24 protein-coding genes and 1 other RNA gene are annotated in these 25,910 nt (G+C 68.5%); 18 read left to right on the top strand and 7 right to left on the bottom strand.

The window, feature by feature from the left end; all coding sequences use genetic code 11:
• The first annotated feature begins 11 nt into the window (after positions 1–11).
• From C1927_RS01025 to C1927_RS01045, 5 genes are all read left to right on the top strand, one after another.
• A complete protein-coding gene (locus C1927_RS01025) occupies positions 12–2,861 on the top strand; it encodes a pitrilysin family protein (RefSeq protein WP_108745702.1) in 2,850 nt (949 codons plus the stop codon).
• 200 nt (positions 2,862–3,061) lie between these two features.
• Positions 3,062–3,379 carry a DUF4156 domain-containing protein gene (locus C1927_RS01030; protein WP_079224785.1) on the top strand — a complete coding sequence of 106 codons (318 nt, stop codon included), beginning with the start codon at positions 3,062–3,064 and terminating at the stop codon, positions 3,377–3,379.
• Between the two features lie 101 nt (positions 3,380–3,480).
• Positions 3,481–4,497 (top strand): 3-oxoacyl-ACP synthase III, encoded by a 1,017-nt coding sequence (locus C1927_RS01035; protein WP_079224786.1) that lies wholly within the window; start codon positions 3,481–3,483, stop codon positions 4,495–4,497.
• 62 nt (positions 4,498–4,559) lie between these two features.
• A non-coding RNA gene (locus tag C1927_RS01040) (sX9 sRNA) lies at positions 4,560–4,630 on the top strand.
• Between the two features lie 59 nt (positions 4,631–4,689).
• On the top strand, positions 4,690–5,580 hold the full coding sequence (locus tag C1927_RS01045) for an alpha/beta fold hydrolase (RefSeq protein WP_108745703.1): 891 nt from the start codon (positions 4,690–4,692) through the stop codon (positions 5,578–5,580).
• A gap of 75 nt (positions 5,581–5,655) precedes the next feature.
• On the opposite strand, the gene C1927_RS01050 is transcribed toward C1927_RS01045, so the two are convergent.
• Entirely contained in the window at positions 5,656–6,027 is a 372-nt protein-coding gene (locus C1927_RS01050; protein ID WP_079224790.1) for a YkgJ family cysteine cluster protein, read from the bottom strand.
• A 104-nt stretch (positions 6,028–6,131) separates the two neighbouring features.
• On the opposite strand from C1927_RS01050, the gene oleC reads away from it, so the two are divergent.
• The 3 genes from oleC to C1927_RS01065 all read left to right on the top strand — a co-directional run bounded on the left by oleC (position 6,132) and on the right by C1927_RS01065 (position 9,050).
• Complete coding sequence (oleC, locus tag C1927_RS01055; protein WP_108745704.1) at positions 6,132–7,790, top strand: olefin beta-lactone synthetase; 1,659 nt, start codon at positions 6,132–6,134, stop codon at positions 7,788–7,790.
• Positions 7,787–8,773 (top strand): 2-alkyl-3-oxoalkanoate reductase, encoded by a 987-nt coding sequence (oleD, locus tag C1927_RS01060; RefSeq protein ID WP_079224794.1) that lies wholly within the window; start codon positions 7,787–7,789, stop codon positions 8,771–8,773. The genes oleC and oleD overlap by 4 nt, the downstream gene beginning before the upstream one ends.
• 121 nt (positions 8,774–8,894) lie before the next feature.
• A complete protein-coding gene (locus tag C1927_RS01065; RefSeq protein WP_004153593.1) occupies positions 8,895–9,050 on the top strand; it encodes a DUF1328 domain-containing protein in 156 nt (51 codons plus the stop codon).
• A 109-nt stretch (positions 9,051–9,159) separates the two neighbouring features.
• Here the strand turns inward: C1927_RS01065 and ddlA are convergent, their stop codons facing one another.
• Positions 9,160–10,245, bottom strand: a complete 1,086-nt coding sequence (gene ddlA, locus C1927_RS01070; RefSeq protein WP_108745705.1) for a D-alanine--D-alanine ligase — start codon at positions 10,243–10,245, stop codon at positions 9,160–9,162.
• 260 nt (positions 10,246–10,505) lie between these two features.
• Here ddlA and C1927_RS01075 point away from each other — a divergent pair, with 260 nt between their 5' ends.
• From C1927_RS01075 to C1927_RS01090, 4 genes are all read left to right on the top strand, one after another.
• Entirely contained in the window at positions 10,506–11,462 is a 957-nt protein-coding gene (locus tag C1927_RS01075) for a class I SAM-dependent methyltransferase (RefSeq protein ID WP_159095030.1), read from the top strand.
• Between the two features lie 76 nt (positions 11,463–11,538).
• The gene (locus tag C1927_RS01080; RefSeq protein WP_079224800.1) at positions 11,539–12,174 is read left to right on the top strand and encodes an SCP2 sterol-binding domain-containing protein; all 636 of its coding nucleotides are present in this window, start codon (positions 11,539–11,541) and stop codon (positions 12,172–12,174) included.
• On the top strand, positions 12,171–13,826 hold the full coding sequence (gene ubiB / locus C1927_RS01085) for a ubiquinone biosynthesis regulatory protein kinase UbiB (protein WP_079224801.1): 1,656 nt from the start codon (positions 12,171–12,173) through the stop codon (positions 13,824–13,826). The genes C1927_RS01080 and ubiB overlap by 4 nt, the downstream gene beginning before the upstream one ends.
• A gap of 103 nt (positions 13,827–13,929) precedes the next feature.
• Positions 13,930–14,667, top strand: a complete 738-nt coding sequence (locus C1927_RS01090; protein ID WP_108745707.1) for a pseudouridine synthase — start codon at positions 13,930–13,932, stop codon at positions 14,665–14,667.
• Positions 14,668–14,751: 84 nt separating this feature from the next.
• On the opposite strand, the gene C1927_RS01095 is transcribed toward C1927_RS01090, so the two are convergent.
• On the bottom strand, positions 14,752–15,279 hold the full coding sequence (locus C1927_RS01095; RefSeq protein WP_079224805.1) for a DUF2059 domain-containing protein: 528 nt from the start codon (positions 15,277–15,279) through the stop codon (positions 14,752–14,754).
• Between the two features lie 134 nt (positions 15,280–15,413).
• Between C1927_RS01095 and arfB the strand changes: the two genes are divergently transcribed.
• The 3 genes from arfB to dcp all read left to right on the top strand — a co-directional run bounded on the left by arfB (position 15,414) and on the right by dcp (position 18,720).
• Positions 15,414–15,845, top strand: a complete 432-nt coding sequence (gene arfB / locus C1927_RS01100; RefSeq protein WP_049429794.1) for an alternative ribosome rescue aminoacyl-tRNA hydrolase ArfB — start codon at positions 15,414–15,416, stop codon at positions 15,843–15,845.
• Positions 15,846–15,891: 46 nt separating this feature from the next.
• Positions 15,892–16,452, top strand: coding sequence for a lysophospholipid acyltransferase family protein (locus C1927_RS01105; protein WP_234458306.1), 561 nt, complete (start codon positions 15,892–15,894; stop codon positions 16,450–16,452).
• Between the two features lie 111 nt (positions 16,453–16,563).
• On the top strand, positions 16,564–18,720 hold the full coding sequence (gene dcp, locus C1927_RS01110; protein WP_079224807.1) for a peptidyl-dipeptidase Dcp: 2,157 nt from the start codon (positions 16,564–16,566) through the stop codon (positions 18,718–18,720).
• Positions 18,721–18,836: 116 nt separating this feature from the next.
• Here the strand turns inward: dcp and C1927_RS01115 are convergent, their stop codons facing one another.
• Both C1927_RS01115 and C1927_RS01120 read right to left on the bottom strand, forming a co-directional pair.
• The gene (locus tag C1927_RS01115) at positions 18,837–19,283 is read right to left on the bottom strand and encodes a 3-dehydroquinate dehydratase (protein WP_108745708.1); all 447 of its coding nucleotides are present in this window, start codon (positions 19,281–19,283) and stop codon (positions 18,837–18,839) included.
• A gap of 3 nt (positions 19,284–19,286) precedes the next feature.
• Positions 19,287–19,688, bottom strand: a complete 402-nt coding sequence (locus C1927_RS01120; RefSeq protein ID WP_108745709.1) for a hypothetical protein — start codon at positions 19,686–19,688, stop codon at positions 19,287–19,289.
• A gap of 171 nt (positions 19,689–19,859) precedes the next feature.
• Between C1927_RS01120 and lepB the strand changes: the two genes are divergently transcribed.
• Both lepB and C1927_RS01130 read left to right on the top strand, forming a co-directional pair.
• Positions 19,860–20,486 (top strand): signal peptidase I, encoded by a 627-nt coding sequence (gene lepB / locus C1927_RS01125; protein ID WP_079224810.1) that lies wholly within the window; start codon positions 19,860–19,862, stop codon positions 20,484–20,486.
• A 120-nt stretch (positions 20,487–20,606) separates the two neighbouring features.
• Positions 20,607–21,863: an MFS transporter gene (locus C1927_RS01130; protein WP_108745710.1), complete on the top strand. Its 1,257-nt coding sequence runs from the start codon at positions 20,607–20,609 to the stop codon at positions 21,861–21,863.
• An 83-nt stretch (positions 21,864–21,946) separates the two neighbouring features.
• On the opposite strand, the gene C1927_RS01135 is transcribed toward C1927_RS01130, so the two are convergent.
• Positions 21,947–22,855, bottom strand: a complete 909-nt coding sequence (locus C1927_RS01135) for a LysR family transcriptional regulator (RefSeq protein WP_079224812.1) — start codon at positions 22,853–22,855, stop codon at positions 21,947–21,949.
• 304 nt (positions 22,856–23,159) lie between these two features.
• Positions 23,160–24,128, bottom strand: a complete 969-nt coding sequence (locus C1927_RS01140; protein WP_079224813.1) for a LysR family transcriptional regulator — start codon at positions 24,126–24,128, stop codon at positions 23,160–23,162.
• Between the two features lie 110 nt (positions 24,129–24,238).
• Here C1927_RS01140 and aceB point away from each other — a divergent pair, with 110 nt between their 5' ends.
• The gene (gene aceB / locus C1927_RS01145) at positions 24,239–25,876 is read left to right on the top strand and encodes a malate synthase A (RefSeq protein ID WP_108745711.1); all 1,638 of its coding nucleotides are present in this window, start codon (positions 24,239–24,241) and stop codon (positions 25,874–25,876) included.
• Positions 25,877–25,910: the final 34 nt, after the last annotated feature.

Below are 25,910 nucleotides of genomic sequence, written 5' to 3' on the forward strand. Positions count from 1 at the left end.
AGGACCCGGAAATGTCTCTCGCCCTGCGCCCGCGCACCGCGCTGCTGGCCGTCGCCCTCAGTACCGCCCTCGGCACGCTTGCGCCGACCGCGGCACTGGCGGCCAAGCCGGCCGCCGCCACCAAGGTCGATATCCCGTTCGAGCAGTTCACCCTGCCCAACGGCCTGCGCGTGATCGTGCATACCGACCGCAAGGCGCCGATCGTCGCGGTCAACATCTGGTACCACGTGGGCAGCAAGGACGAGCCGGCCGGCCGCACCGGTTTCGCCCACCTGTTCGAACACCTGATGTTCCAGAGCAGCGAAAACCACGACGGCGAGTACTTCGAGCCCTTCAAGCAGGTCGGCGCCACCGGCCAGAACGGCACCACCAACACCGACCGCACCAACTACTTCGAGAACGTGCCCACCACCGCGCTGGACATGGCGCTGTGGATGGAATCGGACCGCATGGGCCACCTGGTCGGTGCCATCGACCAGGCGGCGCTGGACGAACAGCGCGGCGTGGTGCAGAACGAAAAGCGCCAGGGCGAGAACCAGCCCTATGGCCAGGTGTGGGAAAAGATCAACCGCTCGCTGTACCCGGTTGGCCACCCGTACCACCACAGCGTCATCGGCTCGATGAACGACCTCAACGCCGCCTCGCTGGATGACGTCAAGACCTGGTTCCGCACCTGGTACGGCCCCAACAATGCGGTGCTGGTGCTGGCCGGCGACATCGACCTGGCCACCGCCAAGGAAAAGGCCGCCAAGTACTTCGGCAGCATCCCGGCCGGCCCGACCATGGCCCAGCCGAAGGTGGACGTGGCCAAGCGCGATGCCGACACCCGTGAAGTAATGACCGACAAGGTGCCGCAGGCGCGCATCTACCGCGCCTGGAACGTGGCCCAGGTCGGCACCACCGACATCGACCAGCTGCAGCTGCTGGGGCAGATCCTCGGCGGCGCCAAGTCCTCGCGCCTGAGCCAGCGCCTGCAGCACCAGGACAAGCTGGTGGACAACATCAGCGCCGGTGCCTATGGCTCGCAGCTGGGCTCCAACTTCATGGTCATGGCCACGGTGAAGCAGGGCCAGGACCCGGCCCAGGTCGAGAAGATCATCGATGAGGAAATCGAGCGCCTGCTGAAGGACGGCCCGACCGCCGACGAACTGTCGCGCGCCAAGACCGGCTTCCGCGCCGGCTTCATCCGCGGCATCGAGCGCATCGGTGGCTTCGGCGGCAAGGCCGACGCGCTGGCCGAGTGCGCGGTCTACACCGGCGATCCGGGCTGCTTCCGCACCTCGCTGGCCAACATCGACAAGGCTACCGCCGCCGACCTCAAGCGCGTGGGCGCGCAGTGGCTGGACAAGGGCAGCCACACCCTGGTGGTCGAGCCCGGCGAACGTGTCGCCCTGCAGGAAGAAGCCTCGGCCACGCCGAAGCCGTTCAACGTGCCGGCCGTGGATACGAAGTACAGCACCCTGCCGGAGCAGGTCGACCGCAAGGCCGGCGTGCCGCAGACCCGCGAGTTCCCGGCACTGAAGTTCCCGGCGCTGCAGCGCGCCACCCTGAAGAACGGCACCACCGTGGTGCTGGCCGAGCGCCACGAGATCCCGGTGGTGCAGTTCAGCTACCAGTTCCCGGGCGGCTTCACCGCCGACCAGGGCCGCAAGCCGGGCACCGCCAACTTCACCATGAACCTGATGACCGAAGGCGCCGGCAAGCTGGGCTCGCTGGCCTTCGCCGATGCCGCCGACGCGCTGGGTGCCAGCCTGGATGCGGGCGCCGGCCTGGACTCGGTGACTGTCGACCTGTCGGCGCTGAAGGAAAACCTGGTGCCGTCGCTGGCGCTGTACCGCGACCTGCTGCGCGAACCGCGCTTCGAGCAGGGCGAGATCGACCGGGTGAAGGCTTCGTGGATCGCCGGTATCAAGCAGGAGAAGGTCAATCCGAACGCCGTGGCCATGCGCGTGCTGCCGCCGCTGCTGTACGGCAAGGGCCACCCGTACGCCATTCCGTTCACCGGCAGCGGTGACGAAGCGGCGATCACCAGCCTGGGCCGCGAAGACCTGGTCGACTTCCACCGCGACTGGCTGCGCCCGCAGGACGGCACCCTGATCGTGGTCGGTGACACCACCCTGGCCGAGATCGTGCCGCTGCTGGACAAGCAGCTGGGCGACTGGAAGGCCAGCGGCGATGCCCCGGTGATCAAGGCCAGTACCGCCGTGGCCGTGCCCAAGGCCGCGCGCGTGTTCCTGATCGACCAGCCCGGTGCGGTGCAGGCCAACCTGTTCGCCGGCCAGGTCGTGCCGCCGTCCAGTGATGCCGGCTCGACCCGCTTCGACATCGCCAACGGCGTGCTCGGCGGCGACTTCACTTCGCGCCTGAACATGAACCTGCGCGAGGACAAGCACTGGTCCTACGGTGCCCGTACCAGCGCCAGCAGCACCGTGGGCCAGCGCCCGTGGATGGCCATGGCACCGGTGCAGATCGACAAGACCGGCCCGGCCCTGGCGGAAATGCGCAAGGAGATCGCCGAGTTCGCCGATGGCAGCAAGCCGGCCACCGAGGCCGAGGTCAACCGCATCCGCAACATCCAGACCCTGAGCCTGCCCGGCGCCTACGAGACCGCCGCCGCGGTGGCCTCGACCATCGGCGCCATCGTGCAGTTCAAGCGCCCGGATGACTACGTGGTGCGCCGCAAGGCCGAAATCGAGGCGATGACCCCGGCGCAGGTGCAGCAGGCCGCGACCGAGATCAAGCCGCAGGGCCTGACCTGGGTGGTGGTGGGTGACCTCAAGCAGACCGAAGCGGCCGTGCGCGCGCTGAAGCTGGGCGAAGTGACCGTGATCGATGCCGAAGGCAACCCGGTCAAGAAATAAGGCAGAACCCCGGCCCGCCACCTGGCGGGCCGGCTCCCCGGTAGTGCCGGCCGCTGGCCGGCAACCCCGTCGTGCATCTGGGGTCAGAGCCCCCTGCGGGGGATCTGACCCCGGCTCCGAGGGGATCCGACCCCGGCCCCGGCTACCCCCGATTCAGGCGGTTCAGGCAGAATCGCCCCATACCCTTCCAGGATCTACCCATGCGCTTTCTGCTGCTGTCGTCCCTGCTGCTCACCGTCACCGCCTGCACCTGGGTGCCGATGGAACCGGCCGGCAAGACCGTGCGCGTGCTCCCGGCAGGCCCGCTGCCCGCCGGCTGCATCACCAAGGGCGAGGTCGTGGTCACCGTGAAGAGCAAGGTCGGCTTCTACAACCGCAACCCCCTGCGCGTGCAGGAAGAGCTGGAAACCCTGGCCCGCAACGAGGCCCCCAGCGCCGGCGCCAACGCCGTCCAGGCCGCTGCGCCGCCCGCCGATGGCAGCCAGCGCTTCGCCGCCTTCCAGTGCCCGCCGCGCTGAACAGGGACCATACGGCCAAGGCTGAATTCGTAAAGATGCGGTGAAAGCCCGGGGGTTATAGAATAGCGCCCCCTTTTGCCTGAGCCTTGGCGCTAACTTCGATGCTCTTCAAGAATGTCTCGATCGCCGGCCTGGCACACGTCGACGCGCCGCATACGCTGACGACCAAGGAAATCAACGAGCGGCTGCAGCCGACGCTGGATCGCCTGGGCATCCGCACCGACGTGCTCGGCGATATCGCCGGCATCCACGCCCGCCGCCTGTGGGACAACGGCGTGCTCGCCTCCGACGCCGCCACCATGGCCGGCCGCAAGGCGCTGGAAGATGCCGGCATCACCGCGGGCCAGGTGGGCCTGCTGGTCAACACCTCGGTCAGCCGCGACTACCTGGAGCCGTCCACGGCCTCCATCGTCTCCGGCAACCTCGGCGTCAGCGACGAGTGCATGACCTTCGACGTCGCCAATGCCTGCCTGGCCTTCATCAACGGCATGGATATCGCCGCACGCATGCTCGAGCGCGGTGACATCGACTACGCGCTGGTGGTGGACGGCGAGACCGCCAACCTGGTGTACGAAAAGACCCTGGAGCGCATGACCGCCCCGGACGTCACCGCCGACGACTTCCGCAACGAGCTGGCCGCCCTGACCACCGGTTCGGGTGCCGCCGCCATGGTCATGGCGCGCTCGGAGCTGGTGCCCGACGCCCCGCGCTACAAGGGTGGCGTGACCCGCTCGGCCACCGAGTGGAACCAGCTGTGCCTGGGCAACCTGGACCGCATGGTCACCGATACCCGCCTGCTGCTGATCGAAGGCATCAAGCTGGCGCAGAAGACCTTTGCCGCCGCCAAGATCGCCCTCGGCTGGGCCGTGGAGGAACTGGACCAGTTCGTCATCCACCAGGTCAGCCAGCCGCACACCGCCGCGTTCATCAAGAACTTCGGCATCGACCCGAAGAAGGTCATGACCATCTTCGGCGAGCACGGCAACATCGGCCCGGCCTCGGTGCCGATCGTGCTGAGCAAGCTCAAGCAGCTGGGCAAGCTGAAGAAGGGCGATCGCATCGCGCTGCTCGGCATCGGCTCGGGCCTGAACTGCTCGATGGCTGAAGTGGTCTGGTAAAAAAGTCACCGCTGACCTGCTGCGCGATTGCCTGGCAGGCGCGGCCGGTGCTCGGAATCCTCATGTACCCACGTACACTCCGGTTCCTGCGCGCCGTCCGCACCCGCCAGCCAATCGCTCGCGACGGGCAGCGATGATTTTTCCAAGTGTCCAAGGGCCGGTTCTACCGGCCCTTTCTACAGGTGCGATCCGATGTCCCAGCTTCCCGGTTACCCCGCCCACCCGCAGCGCTTCGAGGTCCGTCCCGGCCTGTCGATGAGCTATCTCGACGAAGGCCCGCGCGATGGCGAGGTGGTGGTGATGGTGCACGGCAACCCGTCGTGGAGCTATTACTGGCGCACGCTGGTGGCCGGCCTGTCGGACAAATACCGCTGCATCGTGCCGGACCACATCGGCATGGGCCTGTCGGACAAGCCCGATGACCGCCGCTACGAATACACCCTGCAGTCGCGCGTGGATGACCTGGACGCGCTGCTGCAGCACCTGGGCATCACCGGCCCGGTCACCCTGGCCGTGCACGACTGGGGCGGCATGATCGGCTTCGGCTGGGCGCTGTCGCACCATGCGCAGGTCAAGCGCCTGGTGGTGCTCAACACCGCCGCCTTCCCGATGCCGGCGGCCAAGAAGATGCCGTGGCAGATCGCGCTGGGCCGCCACTGGAAGATCGGCGAGTGGATCATCCGCAGCTTCAACGCCTTCTCGTCCGGGGCTTCGTGGCTGGGCGTGGAGCGGAAGATGCCGGCCGACGTGCGCCGCGCCTACGTGTCGCCGTACAACAGCTACGCCAACCGCATCAGCACCATCCGCTTCATGCAGGACATCCCGCTGTCGCCGGCCGACAAGGCCTGGTCGCTGCTGGAGCGCGCCGGCCAGGCGCTGCCGTCCTTCGCGGATCGCCCGGCCTTCATCGGCTGGGGCCTGCGTGACTTCGTGTTCGACCACCACTTCCTGAAGGGCTTCCAGGCGGCGCTGCCGCAGGCGCAGGTGCATGCCTTCGAGGACGCCGGGCATTACGTGCTGGAAGACAAGCACGAAGTGCTGGTGCCGGAAATCCGCGCCTTCCTGGACGCGAATCCCATCTGAAGGATGTGCCGACCAACGGTCGGCACCCACCGGGGATGGCATGGGTGGGTGCCGACCGTTGGTCGGCACGCCGGGCTACGCCGCGATCGGGTTGTTATCGCCGCCTTCCCAGTCCGCTGCGGTCAGCGGGTCCAGGCCATAGGCGATGCGGGCCTTGTCGCACTGCGGGCTGGCCTTGCCGTACTCCCACGATGCGTCCACCTCGCGGCATACGCTGGGCCGGTTGGGGTGGATGGTGCAGCGCGAATACACGCCGATCTGCGCGTCCAGCGCCACGCAGCGCACGGGCTTGGAGTGCGTTCCGCGCATGCACAGGCGGTGCGGGTCCAGGGTTTCGGTCAGCTGGTGCGGCACGCCGCCGGGGGTGACCTCGTCCGATTCCATCCAGTGGAAGGCCACGCGATATTGGGTGCAGCAGGCGCCGCAGGTCATGCAGGGGTGTTGCATGGGCAAGCCGCCTCGGGCGGCAGTGGGAATCGGGAACGAGGCTGCGGATTTTCCACGAAGCGGGCGGCCGCGCAAGAAATTCCGTAAGCGGCGACAATGAACGGATGAACGGACCCTGCAATATCGCGGCGCGGCTGCCTGAACTGGCCCGCGAGCGCCCTGACCAGATCGCCATCCGTTGCCCCGGCCGTCGTGGTGCCGGCAACGGCATGGCCGCCTATGACGTCACCCTGGACTACCGCCAGCTGGACGCCCGCAGCGACGCCATGGCCGCCGGCCTGGCCGGGTACGGCATCGGCCGCGGCGTGCGCACGGTGGTGATGGTGCGGCCCTCGCCGGAGTTCTTCCTGCTGATGTTCGCCCTGTTCAAGCTGGGCGCGGTGCCGGTGCTGGTCGACCCGGGCATCGACAAGCGCGCGCTGAAACAGTGCCTGGACGAAGCGCAGCCGGAGGCCTTCATCGGCATCCCGCTGGCCCACGTCGCGCGGCTGGCGCTGCGCTGGGCGCCGTCGGCCACCCGCCTGGTCACCGTCGGACGCCGCCTGGGCTGGGGCGGCACCACCCTGGCCGCGCTGGAGCGCGCCGGTGCCAGCGGCGGCCCGATGCTGGCCGCCACCGATGGCGAGGACATGGCGGCGATCCTGTTCACCAGCGGCTCCACCGGCGTGCCCAAGGGCGTGGTCTACCGCCACCGCCACTTCGTCGGCCAGATCCAGCTGCTGGGCAGCGCCTTCGGCATGGAAGCGGGCGGGGTGGACCTGCCGACCTTCCCGCCGTTCGCCCTGTTCGATCCGGCGCTGGGCCTGACCTCGGTCATCCCGGACATGGACCCGACCCGGCCGGCGCAGGCCGACCCGGCGCGCCTGCACGATGCCATCCAGCGCTTCGGCGTCACCCAGCTGTTTGGTTCACCGGCGCTCATGCGCGTGCTGGCCAGGCACGGCCGGCCGCTGCCGACGGTGCGCCGGGTGACCTCGGCCGGTGCGCCGGTGCCGCCGGACGTGGTGGCCACCATCCGCCGCCTGCTGCCCGCCGATGCGCAGTTCTGGACGCCCTATGGCGCCACCGAGTGCCTGCCCGTGGCCGTGGTCGAAGGCCGCGAGCTGGAGCGCACCCGCGGCGCCACCGAGGCCGGTGCCGGTACCTGCGTCGGCAGCGTGGTCGCACCCAACGAGGTGCGCATCATCGCCATCGACGACGCGGCGCTGCCCGACTGGTCGCAGGCGCGCGTGCTGGCCACCGGCGAGGTGGGCGAGATCACCGTGGCCGGGCCGACCGCCACCGATACCTACTTCAACCGCCCGCAGGCCACGGCCGCGGCGAAGATCCGCGAAACCCTGGCCGACGGCAGCACCCGCGTGGTGCACCGCATGGGCGACGTCGGCTACTTCGACGCGCAGGGCCGCCTCTGGTTCTGCGGGCGCAAGACCCAGCGCGTGGAAACCGCGCGCGGGCCGCTGTACACCGAACAGGTCGAGCCGGTGTTCAACACCGTGCCGGGCGTGGCCCGCACCGCACTGGTCGGCGTAGGTGCCGCCGGCGCGCAGGTGCCGGTGCTGTGCGTGGAGCTGCAGCGCGGCCAGAGCGACAGCCCGGCGCTGCAGGAGGCCCTGCGCGCGCATGCGGCCGCGCGCGTGGCCGACGCCGGCCTGCAGCACTTCCTGGTGCATCCAGCGTTCCCCGTCGATATCCGTCACAACGCCAAGATCGGCCGCGAGAAGCTCGCCGTCTGGGCCAGCGCCCAACTGGAGAAGCGCGCATGAAGATCCTGGTCACCGGCGGCGGTGGTTTCCTTGGCCAGGCGCTGTGCCGCGGCCTGCTTGAACGTGGCCACCAGGTGCTGGCCTTCAACCGCAGCCACTACCCGGAACTGCAGGCGATGGGCGTGGGCCAGATCCGCGGCGACCTGGCCGATGCGCAGGCCGTGCTGCATGCGGTGGCCGGCGTCGACGCCGTGCTGCACAACGGTGCCAAGGCCGGTGCCTGGGGCAGCTACGACAGCTACCACCAGGCCAACGTGGTCGGCACCGACAACGTCATCGCCGCCTGCCGCGCGCACGGCATCGGCAGACTGGTCTACACCTCCACGCCCAGCGTGACCCACCGTGCCACCCACCCGGTGGAAGGACTGGGTGCCGATGAAGTGCCTTACGGCGAGAACTTCCAGGCACCGTATGCAGCGACCAAGGCGATTGCCGAACAGCGCGTGCTGGCCGCCAACGACGCCACGCTGGCCACCGTGGCGCTGCGCCCGCGCCTGATCTGGGGCCCGGGTGACCAGCAGCTGGTGCCGCGCCTGGCCCAGCGTGCCCGCCAGGGCCGCCTGCGCCTGGTCGGTGATGGCAGCAACAAGGTCGACACCACCTACATCGACAACGCCGCGCTGGCGCATTTCCTCGCACTGGATGCACTGGCCCCGGGCGCGGCCTGCGCCGGCAAGGCCTACTTCATTTCCAACGGCGAGCCGCTGCCGATGCGCGAGCTGCTCAACAAGCTGCTGGCCGCCGTCGGTGCACCGGCCGTGGAAAAGACGCTCAGCTTCAAGACCGCTTACCGCATCGGCGCGATCAGCGAACGGCTGTGGCCGCTGCTGCGCCTGCGCGGCGAACCGCCGCTGACCCGTTTCCTGGCCGAACAGCTGTGCACGCCGCACTGGTACAGCATGGAACCGGCGCGTCGCGATTTCGGCTATGTGCCGCAGGTGAGCATCGAAGAAGGGCTGCGCCGCCTGAAGGCCGCGTCGTGACGGCAGCGTCACGGCGCTGAAGGCTTCATCAGCCGCAGAGATCGCCATCACCGGTTGCACACCGGCAGATGCGCAGGATGGACCCAACGCCACACCGGCCGGACCACCCGCGAGGAACGCCATGCTGCATTACGCCGTCATCTTTTTCGTCATCGCCATCATTGCCGCCGTGCTCGGTTTCTCCGGCATTGCGGGCGCCGCCAGCAACATCGCCTGGATCCTGTTCGTGGTGTTCCTGGTGCTCGCCGTGATCTCGATGTTCCGCAAGCGCGGCTAGGCGGTACCGCTTTCTGTAGAGTCGAGCGTTGCTCGACTGCCTTTGTAGAGTCGAGCCATGCTCGACTGATGAAAACGCAGTCGAGCAAGCTCGACTCTACAGAAGCGGGTTACACCAGCGCTCGATCGGCCGCGTGCCGCTCCAGCGCCAGTTCGATCAGCCGCGTGATCAGCGCGGTATAGCCCAACCCGCTGGCACCCCACAGCTTGGGGTACATGCTGATGCGGGTGAAGCCGGGCAGGGTATTGATCTCGTTGATGACGATCTGCCCCTCAGCGGTGAGGAACACATCCACCCGCGCCATGCCCGCGCATTCCAGCACCTGGTAGGCCTGCAGCGCGATCTGCTGGATGCGCGCCTGTGCATCGGCATCGATCACCGCCGGCACCACCACGTCCGCGCCATCGGCGTTGATGTACTTGGTGTCGTAGGCATAGAACTCGTCGTGCACCACCACTTCGCCGCAGACACTGGCCTGCGGCTGGTCGTTGCCCAGCACCGCGCACTCGATCTCACGGCCGACTACGGCCGATTCCACCAGCACCTTGTGGTCATGGCGCAGCGCCAGCTGCAGCGCGTCGGCAAACTCACCGGCGTGCTTGACCTTGCTGACCCCCACCGACGACCCCTGGTTGGCCGGCTTGACGAACAGCGGCAGCCCCAGCTGTGCGATCAGTGCCTGCACATCCACGCCTGCGGCCTCGTGGCGGCGGATGCACACCCACGGCGCCACCGGCAGGCCCGCGTCGCGCAGCAGCCGCTTGGCCACGTCCTTGTCCATCGCCGCTGCCGACCCCAGTACCGGCGAACCGACGAAGGGCAGGTTGGCCATGCGCAGCAGCCCCTGCAGCGCGCCGTCCTCGCCCAGCGGGCCGTGCACGATGGGCAGCACCACGTCGATCTGGCCCAGCGCGGTGGATGCATCCACCGGCTGCAGTTGTGCGTGGCCCGCCCCCGGCCGCAGCGCCAGCGCCGTGCCCGAGGGGCGCAGCGCGATGCGCGCCGGGTCATCGGCATGGACCAGGAAGGTATCGGGTTGGCTCAGGTGCCACTGGCCCTGCTTGTCGATGCCGACCAGTACGGGTTCGAAGCGCTCGCGATCGAGCGCATCGAGGATGTTCTTCGCCGACTGCAGCGAAACTTCGTGCTCGGAGGACATGCCCCCGAAGATGATGCCGACCCGGGTCCGTGCCATGGGTGTTGTCCTGTGCAACAAGGCCACACAGCATGAACCTTCCGCAGCCGATCAGGTACGGCCGGGCGCAGGCCACTCAGTCGCCGTTGGGCGCCGCATCGCTCGTGCAGCAGGGTGATCGGCGGAGGGCGGAGCTTTCCCTCGGGGCGTGGTAGGGCCTACAGTCATCGCTTTTCCACGGGTGGATCCGGATGATGGAGTGGTCAAAAGGCGGCGCCGAGAACGTTGACCGCTGTCCTGCGTGTGGGGCCACTGCCTTCATGCCTGCCTACACCCGGCGGGACGATCTCCTCAGCATGCCGGACACGTGGGAAATGCCACGCTGCAGCAGCTGTGCGTCGGTCTTTCTTGCGGTCCGCCCCGACGCCACCTCGATCCACCGCGCCTACGAGGACTACCCGACCCACCATGACGGCGACGCCGATCAGGGGATCCCGTCAGGCGGCATTGTGGGAGCACTCATCCGCGGCTATCTGCAGCAACGGTTCTGCCTGGAGGTGCCGGGCAGGACGCTGCGCGCCGGCCACCTGCTGTTTTCGCTGATCGAGCCGTTCCGCCTGAAGCTGGACCGCTTCGGGCGACATGTCCACCTCAAGCGCGGGCGTCGCGCCGACTTGCGGCTGATGGACGTCGGCTGCGGAAACGGTGGCTTTCTCTCGCTCGCAGGCAGGATGGGCATCCAGGCCAGCGGCATCGATCCGGACCCCAAGGCTGCCGCGCTTGCGCAGCGCAAGGGGCTGGATGTGCGTCTGGGAGGCTTCGATCTGCTGGCGGCCGAGCACGAGCGCTACGACATCGTCACGATGAACCAGGTGGTGGAGCACGTCTTCGACCAGCGCGAGCTGCTGTCCAGCTGCTTCGGCGCGCTGAAGAAGGATGGGCTGCTGTGGCTTGCCTACCCGAACCCGGAGGCACTGGGCCTCAAGGTGTTCGGCAGCGCCTGGTGCGCTCTGCATCCGCCGTACCACATCTGCCTGACCACCCAGGCGCAGATGTGCCGGCTGCTCGCGGACGCCGGCTTCAAGGACATCAAGGTGCATCGGCGCGGCACCCATGCCAGGGTCCATTGGCGCGACAGCGCCGCAATCGCGCAGGCCCATGGCATCGCCCTGCCTTCGGCAGGCTTCAGGCATCTCGCGCGGTGGGCCTGCGATGGCTTGGCCACGCTGACGCCGCGGTGGGCGGAAGAGGTCGTCATCACCGCCGTGAAACCCTGAGCGCCCGGTGATGCAGCGGCGGGTGCCGGGCAGCCGCCCGGCCCAAGCCCACCACCCACGCAGGTAGAATGCACGCATGGCTCTCTCCCTGCTCTCGTCCCTCAAGCCGCTCGCCGGCCGCGCCCTGCAGACCGCCCTGAACCGCGCACTGGCGCTGGATCCGGATACCCGGCATGCCCTGGCCAGCCTCGCCGGCCGCCACATCGACCTGACCCTGGACGCCCCATCGCTGGCGATGCGCATCAGCGTGGCTGGCGACCAGCTGCGCGTCGGCCCGGTGGATGCACAGGAAGCCGACCTGGCCGTGCGCAGCAGCCTGGCCGGCGTGCTTGCCCAGCTGCCGCTGCTGGCCAATGCGCGCCGCGGCAGCGACAACGGCAAGGGCCGCGTGCGCGTGGCCGGCGATGCCGAACTCGCGCGCCGCCTGCAGCAGCTGGCCAAGGGCTTCGACCCCGATTGGCAGCAACCCTTCGTCAGCGTGTTCGGTGACGTGCTGGGCGTGCAGGTGGCCAACACCCTGCGCAGCGCCCTGCAGCACGCGCGCCAGGGCGCCATCGACCTGGCCCACAGCGCCGCCGAATTCATCACCGAAGAGTCGCGCGACGTGGTGCCACGTGCCGAACTGGATGCCTTCCACGACGACGTGGACGTGCTGCGCGACGACGTCGAGCGCCTGGGTGCACGCGTGCAGCGCCTGCGGGGTGCCGCATGAAGGCGCTGCTGCGGGCCAACCGCATCGGCCGCATCATCCTGCGCTACCGCCTCGACGATCTGCTGCAGGGCACGCCGGCCGAGCGCTGGCTGCGCCTGGCCAAGCCCTTCGTGCCGCGCGCCTCGGCCGGCATCGCCTCGCAGTCGCGCGGTGCGCGCCTGCGCCTGGCGCTGCAGGACCTGGGCCCGATCTTCGTCAAGTTCGGGCAGATCCTGTCCACCCGCCGCGACCTGGTGCCGCCGGACGTGGCCAACGAACTGACCCTGCTGCAGGACCGGGTCAAGCCCTTCGATGGCGACACCGCGCGCCGCATCGTTGAAGAGGCGCTGGGCCTGCCGGTCAGCGAAGCGTTCGCCAGCTTCGACACCGAACCGCTGGCCTCGGCGTCGATCGCCCAGGTCCACGCCGCGACCTTGTCCGATGGCCGCCAGGTGGTGGTGAAGGTGCTGCGCCCGGGCATCGAGAAGCAGATCGATGCTGACATCGCCCTGCTCAATTCGCTGGCCGCGCTGGTCGAGCGCACCCATCCGCGCGCCGACAAGATCCGCCCGCGCGAAGTGGTGGCCGAGGTCGAGAACACCCTGGCCGCCGAGCTGGACCTGCAGCGCGAAGGCGCCAATGCCAGCGTGCTGCGCCGCTTCTGGGAAAACAGCGACGACCTGTACGTGCCGGAAGTGATCTGGAGCCACACCGCCGAGCGCGCGCTGACCCTGGAGCGGGTGTGGGGCATTCCGTCCGACGACATCGCCGCGCTGGACAAGGCCGGCATCGACCGCAAGGCGCTGGCCGCCAAGGGCGTGCGGGTGTTCTACACCCAGGTGTTCCGCGACAACTTCTTCCACGCCGATGCGCACGCCGGCAACATCTGGGTCGACACCGATCCGGCGCGCCGCGACAACCCGCGCTTCATCGCGCTGGACTTCGGCATCATGGGCCAGCTCTCGCAGGAAGATCAGTACTACCTGGCCGAGAATTTCATGGCCATCTTCAACCGCGATTACCGCCGTATCGCCGAACTGCACGTGCAGGCGCGCTGGATGCCGGACAACGTGCGCATCGACGATCTGGAAGCGGCGGTGCGTTCGGTGTGCGAACCGTACTTCACCCGCCCGCTGTCGCAGATCTCGCTGGCCGAGGTGCTGCTGAAGCTGTTCCGGGTGGCCCAGCGCTACCAGCTCACCCTGCAGCCGCAGCTGATCCTGCTGCAGAAGACCCTGCTGAACATCGAAGGCGTGGGCCGCCAGCTCGACCCGCAGATCGACATCTGGGCGGTGGCCAAGCCGGTCCTGGCCAGGATCCTGCGCGACCGCTACAGCCCGCGCCGGGTCGTGCGCGAGATCGGCAAGCGCCTGCCGGAAATCATGACCCACGCACCGGACATGCCGCGCCTGGTGCACGCCTGGCTGACCCAGCAGGTGGAAGGCCGCCACGAACTGGCGATGCGCTCGCGCGACCTGGTCACCCTCGATGCCAGCCTGCAGCGCCTGCAGAAGCGCGCGGTGGGGGCGATCACCGGCGTCGGCCTGCTGGCCATCGCCACGCTGATGTACGTGCTGCAGCCGCCCGGCTGGTACTGGGGCGACCTGCCGGTGCTGAGCCTGGGCGCCGCCGCGGTAGGGGCCTTCGCCCTGGCCCGCGCCTGGTGGCGGTAAGCACCGCGCTTGCCACCCGCTCTGTTGGGTGACGACCAACGGTCGCCACCCACCGGATTCGCGTGCCGTGTACGCATGGCCCCCCATCACCGATAATCCACCGGTGAGCACCGAACCCGACACCCTCGCCGCGGTCGAGACTGAAACCGCCCCCCTGCAGCTGCTGCACCTGGACGAGCGCCTGGCCGTGGTCAACAAGCCGGCCGGGCTGATGGTCCACGACAGCAAGCTGGCCCGTGGCGAAGACGATTTCCTCGCCGACCGCCTGCGAGAGCAGCTGGGCCGGCCGATCTTCCTGGTGCATCGCCTGGACCGCGCCACCAGCGGCTGCCTGCTGCTGGCCTTCGACCGCGAGACCGCCAGCGTGCTGGGCAAGGCCCTGATGGGCGGCGAGGTGAGCAAGGATTACCTGGCCATCTGCCGCGGCTGGCCGGCCGAGGAGGCCTGGCAGGTCGACCACGACCTCGATGGCGGGCCGGGCAAGCCGGTGAAAAAGCCGGCGGTGACCGATTTCCAGCGCCTGGCCACCGGCGAACTGTCGGTGCCGGTGGGCGACTTCGCCAGTTCGCGCTATGCGCTGCTGCGCTGCCAGCCGCAGACCGGCCGCTTCCGGCAGATCCGCCGCCACCTCAAGCATCTTTCGCATCACCTGATCGGCGATACCAGCCACGGTGATGGCCGCCACAACCGCAATTTCCGCATGCAGGGCGTGCACCGCATGCTGCTGCACGCCGAGCGCCTGCGTTTCCCGCACCCCGATGGCGGCACGGTGGACGTGCGTGCGCCGGTGGATGGCGAGTTCCAGAAGGCGCTGGACCTGTTCGGCTGGCAGGTACCGTAGGGGTAGCGCCGGGCCGTGCCCGGCGGCTTCTGCGATGAAACGGCCGCGCTTCGCGCTCGCCGGGCATGGCCCGGCGCTACCGCCTCACTTCGCTTCGGGCTCGTTGATGATCGCCTGCATGTCCTTCTCCAGGTCGGCCATCAGCGGCTTCATCTTTTCCTGGATGGCGATCATCACGTTCTGCATCAGCAGCGGGGTCTTGTCCAGCAGGCTCTGCCCGGCCGAGCTCTCGTAGAACTCGGCCATCGCCAGCACGTCTTCCTTGCTGAAGCTCTTCTTGTAGAGATCCACGTACATCGGCCGCAGCTGCTGCCAGGACAGCGCCTTGGTCAGGGTGGCAGTGGTGCGCTGCTGCATGCGCTGCAGCTGCTCGGTCTGCTGCGGGGTGAGCTGGCGCTGCCGGGCGATCTCCTCGAACTGCTGGCGCTGCATCGCCTCCAGCTGCGGCAGCATGCCATCGAGCAGGCTCTGCGCACGCGAGGCGGCCAGCAGGCGGTTGATGTCGGCATCGGTGGGCGCTGCCGCCAGGGCCGGCGCGCTCGCCGCGGCCAGCGCCAGCAGCAGCACGGTACGGCGCAGGGCGGTGGACAGGGCGGGAATGAAGCGGGTCATGCGAAGCTTCCTGCGGTACATGGGACAGCCAGCATACCTGCTGGACAGGCGAAGGCGGCGTGTTCGGTGCCTGATCGGCGGCATACGGCGCGCGATGGCAGCCACGGCAACCCGCCTGCCGCTACAATGCGCGGATGGGCAGTGGACCGGTCACCATCAGCGCGCAGCTTGAAATCCCCGACGGCGAGATCGTCGAGCGGTTCGTGCGCGCCAGTGGCGCCGGCGGGCAGAACGTCAACAAGGTCTCCACCGCGGTGGAACTGCGTTTCGACGTGGCCAACTCGCCCTCGTTGCCCGACCCGTTGCGCGAGCGCCTGCTGGCGCGGCGCGACCGGCGCATGACCGGCGAAGGCGTGCTGGTCATCGATGCGCAACGGTTCCGGACCCAGGATCGCAATCGCGAGGATGCGCGCGAGCGGCTGGCGGCCTTCATCCAGGCCGGGTTGAGCGTGCCCAAGCCACGCAAGGCCACCAAGCCGACCCTCGGGTCGAAACTGCGTCGTCTGGACGCCAAACGCGGGCGCGCGCAGATCAAGCGCGGGCGCTCATCACGTGACTGGGAGTGATTGCTTGAACAACCCGACGCCGTTGCTGCCGGCCGTTCCGCCGAGCATGCCGCAGGTCAAACCCAACGCCTTCCTGCGCTGGCTGGCGCGCTGCACGCTGCGCATGGGCGGCTGGAAGGTCACCGGTACCCTGCCTGACGTGCCCAGGCTGGTCTTCATCATCGCCCCGCATTCGTCCAACTGGGACGGCCTGTGGGGCATGGCGGCGAAGATCGCACTGGGCATGAAGGTGAAAGTGCTGGGCAAGGCCTCGCTGTTCTGGTGGCCGCTGGGCCCCCTGCTGCACAAGCTGGGCGTGATCCCGCTGGACCGCAGCGCGCCGCAGGGCACCGTCGGCCAGGCCGTGGACCTGCTGCGCAACAACGAGAAGATGTGGTTCGCCATCACCCCCGAAGGCACCCGCAAGGCCGTGAAGGACTGGAAAGCCGGTTTCCTGAAGATCGCGCGGATGGCCGATGTGCCGGTCCTGGCGGCGTACTTCCACTACCCGGAAAAGACCATCGGCATCGGCCCGCTGTTCCAGCCGACCGGCGATGACGCCGCCGACATGGCCGCCATCCGTGAGTTCTACCGGCCCTGGATGGGCAAGACCCGCGGCACGGTCTGAGCCGGCCACGGCCGGCAACCGAGGCGCCACGTCCGGCACATGCCGGGCGAGCGCGACAGGAGTAGGGTGGAGGGCTGGTATCCCATACCGTCCGCCCAAGGAGCGTTTTACATGTCGCGTACCGTAGTCCTGGCCGCCGCCATCAGCCTGGCGCTGGCGGCCTGTTCCGGCAAGGAGTCCACCCCCGTGTCCGAAGCACAGAAAGCCCCGGCCCAGCAGCCGGCCGAAGCCTCCACCAACCCGCTGCTGAGCGCCAGCACGCTGCCGTTCCAGGCGCCGCAGTTCGACAAGATCAAGGACAGCGACTACACGCCGGCCTTCGAAGAAGGCATGCGCCAGCACCTGGCCGATGTCCGCAAGATCGCCGACAACGCCGAGCCGGCCACCTTCGACAACACCATCGTGGCGATGGAGCGCAGCGGCGAGACCCTGAACCGCGTGTCGCGCATCTTCTTCGGCCTGGTCCAGGCCGATGGCACCGAAGCGCGCCAGAAGATCCAGGAAGACATCGCCCCGAAGCTGGCCGCGCACCAGGACGAGATCAACCTCGACCCGAAGCTGTTCGCCCGCGTGAAGTCGCTGTACGACCAGCGTGACACGCTGGAACTGGATCCGGTGCAGAAGCGCCTGGTCGAGCATTACTACGACGGCCTGGTGCGCGCCGGCGCGCAGCTGTCCGACGCCGACAAGGCGAGCCTGCGCAAGCTCAACGTCGAAGAGACCACCCTGTCCACCCAGTTCCACACCCGCCTGGTGGCTGCAACCGCCGCTGCGGCCGTGGTCGTCGATGACAAGGCCAAGCTGGCCGGCCTGGACGAGAACGCGATCAACAACGCGGCCAACGCCGCCAAGGATCGCAAGCTGGATGGCAAGTTCGTGCTGCCGCTGCAGAACACCACCCAGCAGCCGGTGCTCGGCTCGCTCAGCGACCGCGACCAGCGCGCGGCCGTGCTGAAGGCTTCGGAAACCCGCGCCGAGCGTGGCGACAAGAACGACACGCGCGAGACCGTGCAGCGCCTGGCCCAGCTGCGCGCGCAGAAGGCCAAGCTGCTCGGCTTTGAAACCTTCGCCGATTACCAGCTGGGCGACCAGATGGCCAAGACCCCGGCCGCGGCGCTGAAGCTGCTGACCGACACCGTGCCGGCCGCCACCGCCAAGGCCCGTGCCGAAGCCGGTGAGATCCAGAAGGTGATCGACGCCCAGAAGGGTGGCTTCCAGGTCGCCGCTTCCGATTGGGACTTCTACGCCGAGCAGGTCCGCAAGGCCAAGTACGATCTGGACGAGTCGCAGGTCAAGCCGTACTTCGAACTGGACAACGTGCTGCAGAACGGCGTCTTCTACGCCGCCACCCAGCTGTACGGCATCACCTTCAAGCCGCGCACCGACATTCCGACCTACAACCCGGACATGAAGGTGTACGAAGTGTTCGACAAGGACGGCACCTCGCTGGCCCTGTTCTACACCGACTACTTCAAGCGTGACACCAAGTCCGGCGGCGCCTGGATGGACGTGTTCGTCGAGCAGGACGGCCTGACCGGTGCCAAGCCGGTGGTCTACAACGTCTGCAACTTCACCAAGCCGGCCGATGGCCAGCCTGCGCTGATCAGCTTCGACGACGTCACCACCATGTTCCATGAGTTCGGCCACGCCCTGCATGGCATGTTCTCGAACGTGAAGTACCCGTCGATCGCCGGTACCGCCACTTCGCGCGATTTCGTCGAGTTCCCCTCGCAGTTCAACGAGCACTGGGCGCTGGACCCGAAGGTCTTCGCCAACTACGCCAAGCACTACAAGACCGGCGAAGCGATGCCGCAGGAACTGGTCGACAAGATCCTCAAGGCACGCAGCTTCAACCAGGGCTACGCGACCACCGAGTACCTGTCGGCCGCGCTGCTTGACCTGGCCTGGCACACGCAGAAGGCCGATGCCCCGCTGCAGGACGTCGGCGCCTTCGAAGCCAGCGCGCTGAAGAAGTTCAAGGTCGACCTGCCGCAGGTGCCGCCGCGTTACCGCACCACCTACTTCGACCACATCTGGGGCGGCGGCTACTCGGCCGGTTACTACGCCTACTTCTGGGCCGAAGTGCTGGACCATGACGCCTACCAGTGGTTCACCGAACACGGTGGCCTGACGGCGGCCAACGGCCAGGAGTTCCGCGACAAGATCCTCTCGCGCGGCAACAGCGTGGAACTGTCGACCCTGTACCGCGATTTCCGCGGCAAGGACCCGTCGGTGGAACCGCTGCTGAAGTTCCGCGGGCTGAAGTAAGAAACAGAAAACGGCGGGGGCAACCCCGCCGTTTTTCGTTGTGTAGAGCCGAGCCCACGCTCGGCTGATGTTTCCTGGAAGGGCAGCCGAGCATGGGCTCGGCTCTACAAACAGCGTTACGTCCCAACATGCACGCGATTGGCCTGTTCGGCCAATCCAAGGTGATCCAGCGCGATGTCCAACGCCAGAACGTAACTCTGCGCACCGTAGCCGGCGGCGATGCCCAGGCGTTGGCCGACACCGGCCGGCAGGCACGGTTCGGCAACCGCACCGTCGTCATGTACTTCCACGTAGGCGTTGTGCAGGTACGGCAGCAGGCGCTGCAGGCGCAGGCTGTTGGCACACGCGCCCGGGTCGAGCAGCGTCACCTCGCCGCGGCTGTGGTCGGCCACGCGCAGTGCATCCAGCAGTTCCTGTTCCGAGCCGCAGGCGCGGATGGCCACGCTGGTGCCGGCGTCGATCGCGCGGTGCACCAGTGATTTCAGCACCGGCGCCGGCAGCGGCATCGCCGTGCGGATCAGGGTGCCGGCGGCTTCCGGGCCACGAATGATGAAGATCGACATGGCTCAGCCCTCCTGCGCCAGGCGGCGGCCAACGATGGCCAGCGACAACGGGTAACCGGCCTGCTGGCTGCGCTGGTCGACCACCACCGCGGCCGGACCGTGCTGCAGGCGCAGGCGCGCCTCCAGCCCCGGTTCGCTGCGCGACTGCAGTTCGATGTACTGCGCTGGCAGTCGTTCCAGCGCCGCCTGCAACGCGCCGCCCTCGGCCTGCCATTGCGCCTCGTCGGCCGCACCGACATCCAGCAGTACCCAGTCGGCCGCGCGCGCCTGCGGCTGGCACAGGCAGTGGCGCACTTCGGACAGGCTGGCGCAGTCGCTGCACAGCACGCGATGGCCGCTCAGCTCTGCCGGCAGCTGCGGGCGCGGTGCCGGCGAAGACGCGTGGCGGATCACCAGGAGGGTCATACAACACCTTGTGGAATGCGCCCTGTGGCGCGGTGGGCACACGATGCGCGCGGTGCCCGTAAAGGAGCGATGCCCGTTGCCGGGGGCGCGCGTAAAACCTGCGTAACCCGTGCGGGAACCTCGCGGGCCTGCCTGTGGTCTGATAGCGCTACCGCCTACCCGGAACCTGCCATGGACGCTGTCACCCGCCCCCCGTTTGCCGAACGCGCGCTCACCTGGCTGAAGAAGGAAGCGCTGCCGCTGCTGGTCATGCTCGGCCTGCTTGCCGCTGCCCGCGACACCCTGGCCAACCACTACGTGGTGCCCAGCGGCTCGATGCAGCCGACCCTGCAGCCCGGCGACCGCGTGGTGGTGGACATGCGCGCCTACGGCCTGCGCCTGCCGTTCACCAGCCAGCAGCTGCTGGCCACCGGCACCCCGCAGCGCGGCGAAGTGGCGGTGTTCGATTCGCCGGCCGATGGCACCCGCCTGATCAAGCGCGTGGTGGCCGTGGCCGGTGACCACGTGCAGCTGCGCGGCGGCCACCTGGCCATCAACGGCCAGCCGCTGCAGATCGCCGACCTGCGCGACACCGAAGCCTTCGGTGAGCGCCAGGCCCAGCTTGACCTGGACATGGGCGGTGGCCCGGACATCGGCGACATGGTGGTGCCGGACGGCAAGCTGCTGGTGCTGGGCGACCACCGCGGCAACAGCTTCGATGGCCGCTTCTTCGGCTTCGTCGACGCCGGCAAGGTCTATGGCCGTGCCGTGGCGATCTACTACCGCAGCGGCGATGGCTTCGAATGGAAGCACCTGTAAGCTGAATTGATACGTCCTGCATATCGATCCTGACTCATCAGGTTATGGATCGACTGGATCGAGGGGCCTACGCTGGGCCCCGTACCCCCACGCCGGCCGCCCCCACGGCCCTTCGATCCCATGACTGGCGAAACTGCGGCGTCCCTCAGCGGCCGCCCCCGCACTCCTGATTCCGTTGTCGACACCCGCATCCAGCAGGGCACCCCGGCGTTCCGGCGCACGGCGGTCGCGCTGTTCCTGGCGGGGTTCTCGACCTTCGGCCTGCTGTACACCGTGCAGCCCCTGCTGCCCGAGTTCAGCCGCCACTTCGGGGTGTCCGCCGCCGGCAGCGCGATGTCGCTGTCCCTGAGCACCGGCACCCTGGCCGTGGCCATGCTGCTGGCCGGCCTGCTGTCCGATGCGATCGGCCGGCGGCCGATGATGATCACCGCGCTGATGGCCTCGGCCCTGCTGTCGCTGTGCACCGCGCTGGTCGATGAATGGACCACCATGCTGGTGCTGCGCACCCTGCTGGGCCTGGCGCTGAGCGGCGTGCCGGCGGTGGCGATGACCTACCTGGTGGAGGAAATGGACAGCCGCGCGCTGGGCCTGGCCATGGGCCTGTACATCGGCGGCAACGCCATCGGTGGCATGAGCGGGCGCCTGCTGGCCGGCATCATCGCCGACCACTGGGGTTGGCGCTGGGGCATCGGCGTGGTCTCGATCATCGCCGTGGCCAGCACCGTGCTGCTGTGGCTGCAACTGCCGCCGTCGCGGCATTTCCAGGCACGCCGCGGCGGCCTGCGCCAGCTGCCCTCGCGCTGGCGAACGCTGTTCGCCGATCCGGGCCTGCCGTGGCTGTTCGCCACCTCGTTCGTGCTGATGGGCGTGTTCGTCACCCTCTACAACTACCTGGGCTACCACCTGCTGGCGCCGCCGTACCACCTCAGCCAGACCGTGGTCGGCCTGATCTTCAGCGTGTACCTGGTCGGCACGTTCAGCTCGGCGTGGATGGGCCAGCAGGCCACCCGGTACGGGCGCGGCCGCGTGCTGACCATTGCCTTCGGCCTGATCGGTGCCGGCATCGTGCTGCTGTCGATGCCGTGGCTGACCACGATGGCGCTGGGCATCGCCCTGGTCACCTTCGGTTTCTTCGGCGGCCATTCGGTGGCCAGCAGCTGGGTTGGCAGCCGTGCCGGCTCGATGCGTGCCGAAGCCTCGGCGCTGTACCTGTTCGCCTATTACCTGGGCAGCAGCGTGCTCGGCGCCGTCGGTGGCCTGGCCTATGCCGCATGGGATTGGCTGGGCGTGTGCCTGTTCACCGGCGTGCTGACCGTGCTCGGCGGCGGCATCATCTGGGCCCTGCAGCAGCGCGCCCCGCAGCCGGTCACCGCCTGACGCCCGCCGGGCATGGCCGGGCGCTACCTGTGTGATGCGGTGGTAGCGCCGGGCCATGCCCGGCGAGCGCGCAGCGCGGCACATCACCCCTCGGCGAACGCCCCGCGCAACAACCCGGCGAAATTGCGGATCAACGGCGTCACCCCTTCGCGGTGCCAGGCCAGCTGCACTTCCGAATGCGCCCCGGCATCGGCCAGCGCCACGAAGCGTGCGCCCTCCACCCGGATGTGGTCGCACGAGGAGGGCAGCACCGCCACGCCCAGCCCGGCGGCCGCCAGGCTGATCAGCGTCGATGCCTCACCGGCCTCCTGCACGATGCGCGGGGTGAACCCCGCCGCCGCGCACAGCGCGATCATGTGGTCATGGATGCCGGCCCCGGCACTGCGGCGGAACGCCACGAACGGCTCCTGGGCGAAATCGCGCAGCGCCAGCGTGCCCTGCTTCGACAGGCGGCGCAGGGCAGGGTGGTCGGCGTGCACGATCAACGCCAGCGGATCGACGAACAGGCTGTGCGCCACCAGTTCCGGCGGCAGCGCACGCTTGCGGATGATGCCCACGTCCAGGCTGCCATCGAGCAGGGCATCGATCTGCTGCAGGGTGTTCATTTCGCTCAGCTGCAGGCGCACCTGCGGGTACTGCTGGCGGTAGTGCAGGATCGAACGCGGAATCTGCGGCGACAGCGGCGTGGCCCGGGTCAGGCCGATATGCAGCTCGCCCTGCTCGCCCCGCTGCGCGCGCTGCACCTCGTCCACCGCCGTTTCCACCTGCTGCACGATGGCCCGCGCACGTTCCTGCAGCAGCTCACCGGCGGCAGTGAGCTGCACGCGGCGATGGCTGCGCACGAACAGGCGCGCCCCGATCAGTTCCTCCAGCTGGCGGATCTGCTGGCTGAGCGGCGGCTGCGACATGCCCAGCCGCTCGGCCGCCTGGCCGAAGTGCAGCGTATCGGCAACAGCGAGGAAGTAGCGCAGGTGGCGGAGTTCGATGGACATGGGGCCAGTTTATTCATCGTCAGCCGGAAATGGGTCAGAGCCCGTTGCGCAGCAACGGGATCCGACCCCGTGCCGACCAACGGTCGGCACCCACCAACAGCAGCTGGCACCAACAGCAGCGACCAACTGTCAGAGGCGGGGCGGTGTGGGTGGGCAGGACCGTTGGCGCCATGGATGGCGCCATCGAGCCCCCATGGATGGGTTTACGGCGTGTCCTACCCACCCACTCCGCCCCGCCATCGCACGGATAGCCCGCTGTTGCTGTTGAGGTTGCCGGCCAGCGGCCGGCACTACCCAAATACCCTCAGCGCTCGGAATGCCCGCTCTGGTCGTAATCGCGCGGGCTGAACAGCTCCGGCTGGATCAGCTCGATGAACGCCCGCGCCTGCGCCGACAACGCCTTGCCCCGCCGCACGATCACCCCGTAACTGCGCTCGGGGAACCAGCGCTTCATCGACCGCGCCGCCAAGCGCTCGTGGTCGCTTTCATGCAGGCACAGCGCCGGCACGATGGAAATGCCCATGCCCATCGCCACGTACTGCTTGATCACCTCCCAGCCGCCCACTTCCAGCGCCACGGTGTAGGCAATGCGGTGGCGCTGGAACACCTGGTCCACCAGCCGGTAAGTGATCTGCCGCTTCGGCGGCAGCACCAGCGGGTAGCGCGCAATGTCGGCCAGCTCCAGCTCGCCGCCGCTGGCCAGCGGATGGTCGTGCGGCGCGATCAGCACCTGCTCGAAGCGGTAGGCCGGCGCATAGGTCAGGTCCGCGGGTACGTCGGTCATCGAACCGATCGCCAGGTCGGCCGCGTCCTCGCGCAGCAGGTCGGTGCCATCGGCGCTGATCGCGTTGTGCAGGGTCAGGCGCACGTCCGGGTGGTGCAGGCGGAAGCGTTCGACGATCTTCGGCAGCAGGTACAGGATGGTCGAGCTGTTGGCGGCGATGTTCAGCTCGCCCGCGTCCAGCCCGCGCACCTTGTCGCGGAAGCGCGCTTCCAGCCCGTCCAGGCTTTCCACCAGCGGCTGCGCCATCTCGTACAGCACCTGGCCCTCGCGGCTGGGCACCAGACGCCGCCCGCTGCGCTCGAACAGCGGCACCCCCAGCTCGCGTTCCAGTGCCTGCAACTGCAGGCTGATCGCCGGCTGGCTGACAAACAGCGCCTCAGCGGCCCGTGAGACCGAACCCAGCCGCACCGTCTGGCAGAACGCGCGCAGCGGCTTCAGCCGGTCGGATTTGTAGGAAAAACGCGGACTTGGCGGGCTGCGCGTGGTCATGGTGTCATAAGTATTAGCACACCTTATGTACAACATTGCAAAAACTGTTTTGCCAAATACTCCGCCCGGGCGGCACTTTGGGGGCGTTCCCCCACCGCTGGAGTCGCCCCATGTCCGCCGTCGCTTCCGCCGTTTCCTCCATCCCCGCCAAGGCCACCCCCGGCATCGCTCTGGCGACCCGCGTGGCCGGCCAGGAGACCGTGCTGCCGGCACCGCTGCTGGCGCTGCTGGTCTCGCTGCACCGGGCGGTGGAACCGGGCCGGCAGGCGCGGTTGCAGGCCCGCCGCGAGCGCCAGGCGTTCTTCGACCAGGGCGGCCTGCCGGACTTCCGCGAAGACACCGCTGCCATCCGCAGCGGCGACTGGCGCGTGGCGCCGCTGCCGGCCGCACTGCAGGACCGCCGCGTCGAGATCACCGGCCCGACCGATCCGAAGATGGTCATCAACGCGCTGAACTCCGGCGCCAAGGTGTTCATGGCCGACTTCGAGGATTCCACCTCGCCGACCTGGCGCAACCTGCTGGCCGGGCAGCAGTCGCTGGCGGCTGCCGTGCGCGGCGATCTGGAATTCACTGCGCCGGCCGCCAACGGCAAGCCGGGCAAGCACTACACGCTGCGCCCCTACGACGAGCAAGCGGTGCTGATCGTGCGCCCGCGCGGCTGGCATCTGGACGAGAAGCACGTGCGCGTCGATGGCCAGTTCATCGCCGGTGGCCTGTTCGATGCGGCGGTGTTCGCCTTCCACAATGCGCGCGCGCTGCAGGCCAAGGACCGCGGCCCGTACTTCTACCTGCCCAAGCTGCAGAGCATGGAAGAGGCCGCCCTGTGGGAAACCGCGCTGTCGCACATCGAAGGCATGCTCGGCCTGCCGCACGGCCAGATCAAGGTGACCGTGCTGATCGAAACGCTGCCGGCGGTGTTCGAGATGGACGAGATCCTGCACGCCCTGCGCGAGCGCATTGTCGGCCTGAACTGCGGGCGCTGGGATTACATCTTTTCCTACCTGAAGACCTTCCGCCGCCACGCCGACCGCGTGCTGCCCGAGCGTGGCCAGGTGACCATGACCCAGCCGTTCCTGAAGGCCTATTCGGAACTGCTGATCCAGACCTGCCACCGCCGTGGCGCGCATGCGATGGGCGGCATGGCCGCGCAGATCCCGATCAACAGCGATGCCGCCGCCAACGAACAGGCCATGGCCCGGGTGCGTGCGGACAAGCTGCGCGAAGTGAGCGCTGGCCACGATGGCACCTGGGTCGCGCACCCGGCGCTGATCCCGGTGGCGATGGCCATCTTCGACGAACACATGCCCACCGCCAACCAGCACCAGGTGCTGCGCCAGGACGTGCGCGTGGGCCGCGATGAACTGATCGCGCGGCCGCCGGGCAGCATCACCCGTGCCGGTTTCGAGGGCAATGTCGAAGTCTGCGTGCGCTACCTGGCCGCGTGGCTGGACGGCAACGGCTGCGTGCCGATCCACCACCTGATGGAAGACGCGGCCACCGCCGAGATCAGCCGCAGCCAGCTGTGGCAGTGGCTGCACACGCCGGGCCAGCAGCTGGACGACGGCACCGCCATCGACCTGGCGCTGCTCGACACCGCCCTGGCGCAGCTGCCGGCGCGGCTGGGCGATACCCGCGCACTGCCTGGCGGCGCCCGCATCGGCGAAGCCATCGCCCTGCTGGGCGAACTGAGCCGCAACGACGACCTGACCGATTTCCTGACCCTGCCGGCCTACGCACGCATCGACTGACCGCATCGTCCCTGCCGCCCCGAATCCATCCCAG

It is taken from the genome of Stenotrophomonas sp. ZAC14D1_NAIMI4_1 (assembly GCF_003086775.1).
Classification (GTDB): Bacteria; Pseudomonadota; Gammaproteobacteria; order Xanthomonadales; family Xanthomonadaceae; genus Stenotrophomonas.

Bases quoted from the DNA above. Each gene is read 5' to 3' on its own strand.
- C1927_RS01025 (WP_108745702.1), top strand. From the start codon at position 12: ATGTCTCTCGCCCTGCGCCCGCGCACCGCGCTGCTGGCCGTCGCCCTC.
- C1927_RS01030 (WP_079224785.1), top strand. From the start codon at position 3,062: ATGCGCTTTCTGCTGCTGTCGTCCCTGCTGCTCACCGTCACCGCCTGC.
- C1927_RS01035 (WP_079224786.1), top strand. From the start codon at position 3,481: ATGCTCTTCAAGAATGTCTCGATCGCCGGCCTGGCACACGTCGACGCG.
- C1927_RS01045 (WP_108745703.1), top strand. From the start codon at position 4,690: ATGTCCCAGCTTCCCGGTTACCCCGCCCACCCGCAGCGCTTCGAGGTC.
- C1927_RS01050 (WP_079224790.1), bottom strand. From the start codon at position 6,027: ATGCAACACCCCTGCATGACCTGCGGCGCCTGCTGCACCCAATATCGC.
- oleC (WP_108745704.1), top strand. From the start codon at position 6,132: ATGAACGGACCCTGCAATATCGCGGCGCGGCTGCCTGAACTGGCCCGC.
- oleD (WP_079224794.1), top strand. From the start codon at position 7,787: ATGAAGATCCTGGTCACCGGCGGCGGTGGTTTCCTTGGCCAGGCGCTG.
- C1927_RS01065 (WP_004153593.1), top strand. From the start codon at position 8,895: ATGCTGCATTACGCCGTCATCTTTTTCGTCATCGCCATCATTGCCGCC.
- ddlA (WP_108745705.1), bottom strand. From the start codon at position 10,245: ATGGCACGGACCCGGGTCGGCATCATCTTCGGGGGCATGTCCTCCGAG.
- C1927_RS01075 (WP_159095030.1), top strand. From the start codon at position 10,506: ATGCCTGCCTACACCCGGCGGGACGATCTCCTCAGCATGCCGGACACG.
- C1927_RS01080 (WP_079224800.1), top strand. From the start codon at position 11,539: ATGGCTCTCTCCCTGCTCTCGTCCCTCAAGCCGCTCGCCGGCCGCGCC.
- ubiB (WP_079224801.1), top strand. From the start codon at position 12,171: ATGAAGGCGCTGCTGCGGGCCAACCGCATCGGCCGCATCATCCTGCGC.
- C1927_RS01095 (WP_079224805.1), bottom strand. From the start codon at position 15,279: ATGACCCGCTTCATTCCCGCCCTGTCCACCGCCCTGCGCCGTACCGTG.
- arfB (WP_049429794.1), top strand. From the start codon at position 15,414: ATGGGCAGTGGACCGGTCACCATCAGCGCGCAGCTTGAAATCCCCGAC.
- C1927_RS01105 (WP_234458306.1), top strand. From the start codon at position 15,892: ATGCCGCAGGTCAAACCCAACGCCTTCCTGCGCTGGCTGGCGCGCTGC.
- dcp (WP_079224807.1), top strand. From the start codon at position 16,564: ATGTCGCGTACCGTAGTCCTGGCCGCCGCCATCAGCCTGGCGCTGGCG.
- C1927_RS01115 (WP_108745708.1), bottom strand. From the start codon at position 19,283: ATGTCGATCTTCATCATTCGTGGCCCGGAAGCCGCCGGCACCCTGATC.
- C1927_RS01120 (WP_108745709.1), bottom strand. From the start codon at position 19,688: ATGACCCTCCTGGTGATCCGCCACGCGTCTTCGCCGGCACCGCGCCCG.
- lepB (WP_079224810.1), top strand. From the start codon at position 19,860: ATGGACGCTGTCACCCGCCCCCCGTTTGCCGAACGCGCGCTCACCTGG.
- C1927_RS01130 (WP_108745710.1), top strand. From the start codon at position 20,607: ATGACTGGCGAAACTGCGGCGTCCCTCAGCGGCCGCCCCCGCACTCCT.
- C1927_RS01135 (WP_079224812.1), bottom strand. From the start codon at position 22,855: ATGTCCATCGAACTCCGCCACCTGCGCTACTTCCTCGCTGTTGCCGAT.
- C1927_RS01140 (WP_079224813.1), bottom strand. From the start codon at position 24,128: ATGACCACGCGCAGCCCGCCAAGTCCGCGTTTTTCCTACAAATCCGAC.
- aceB (WP_108745711.1), top strand. From the start codon at position 24,239: ATGTCCGCCGTCGCTTCCGCCGTTTCCTCCATCCCCGCCAAGGCCACC.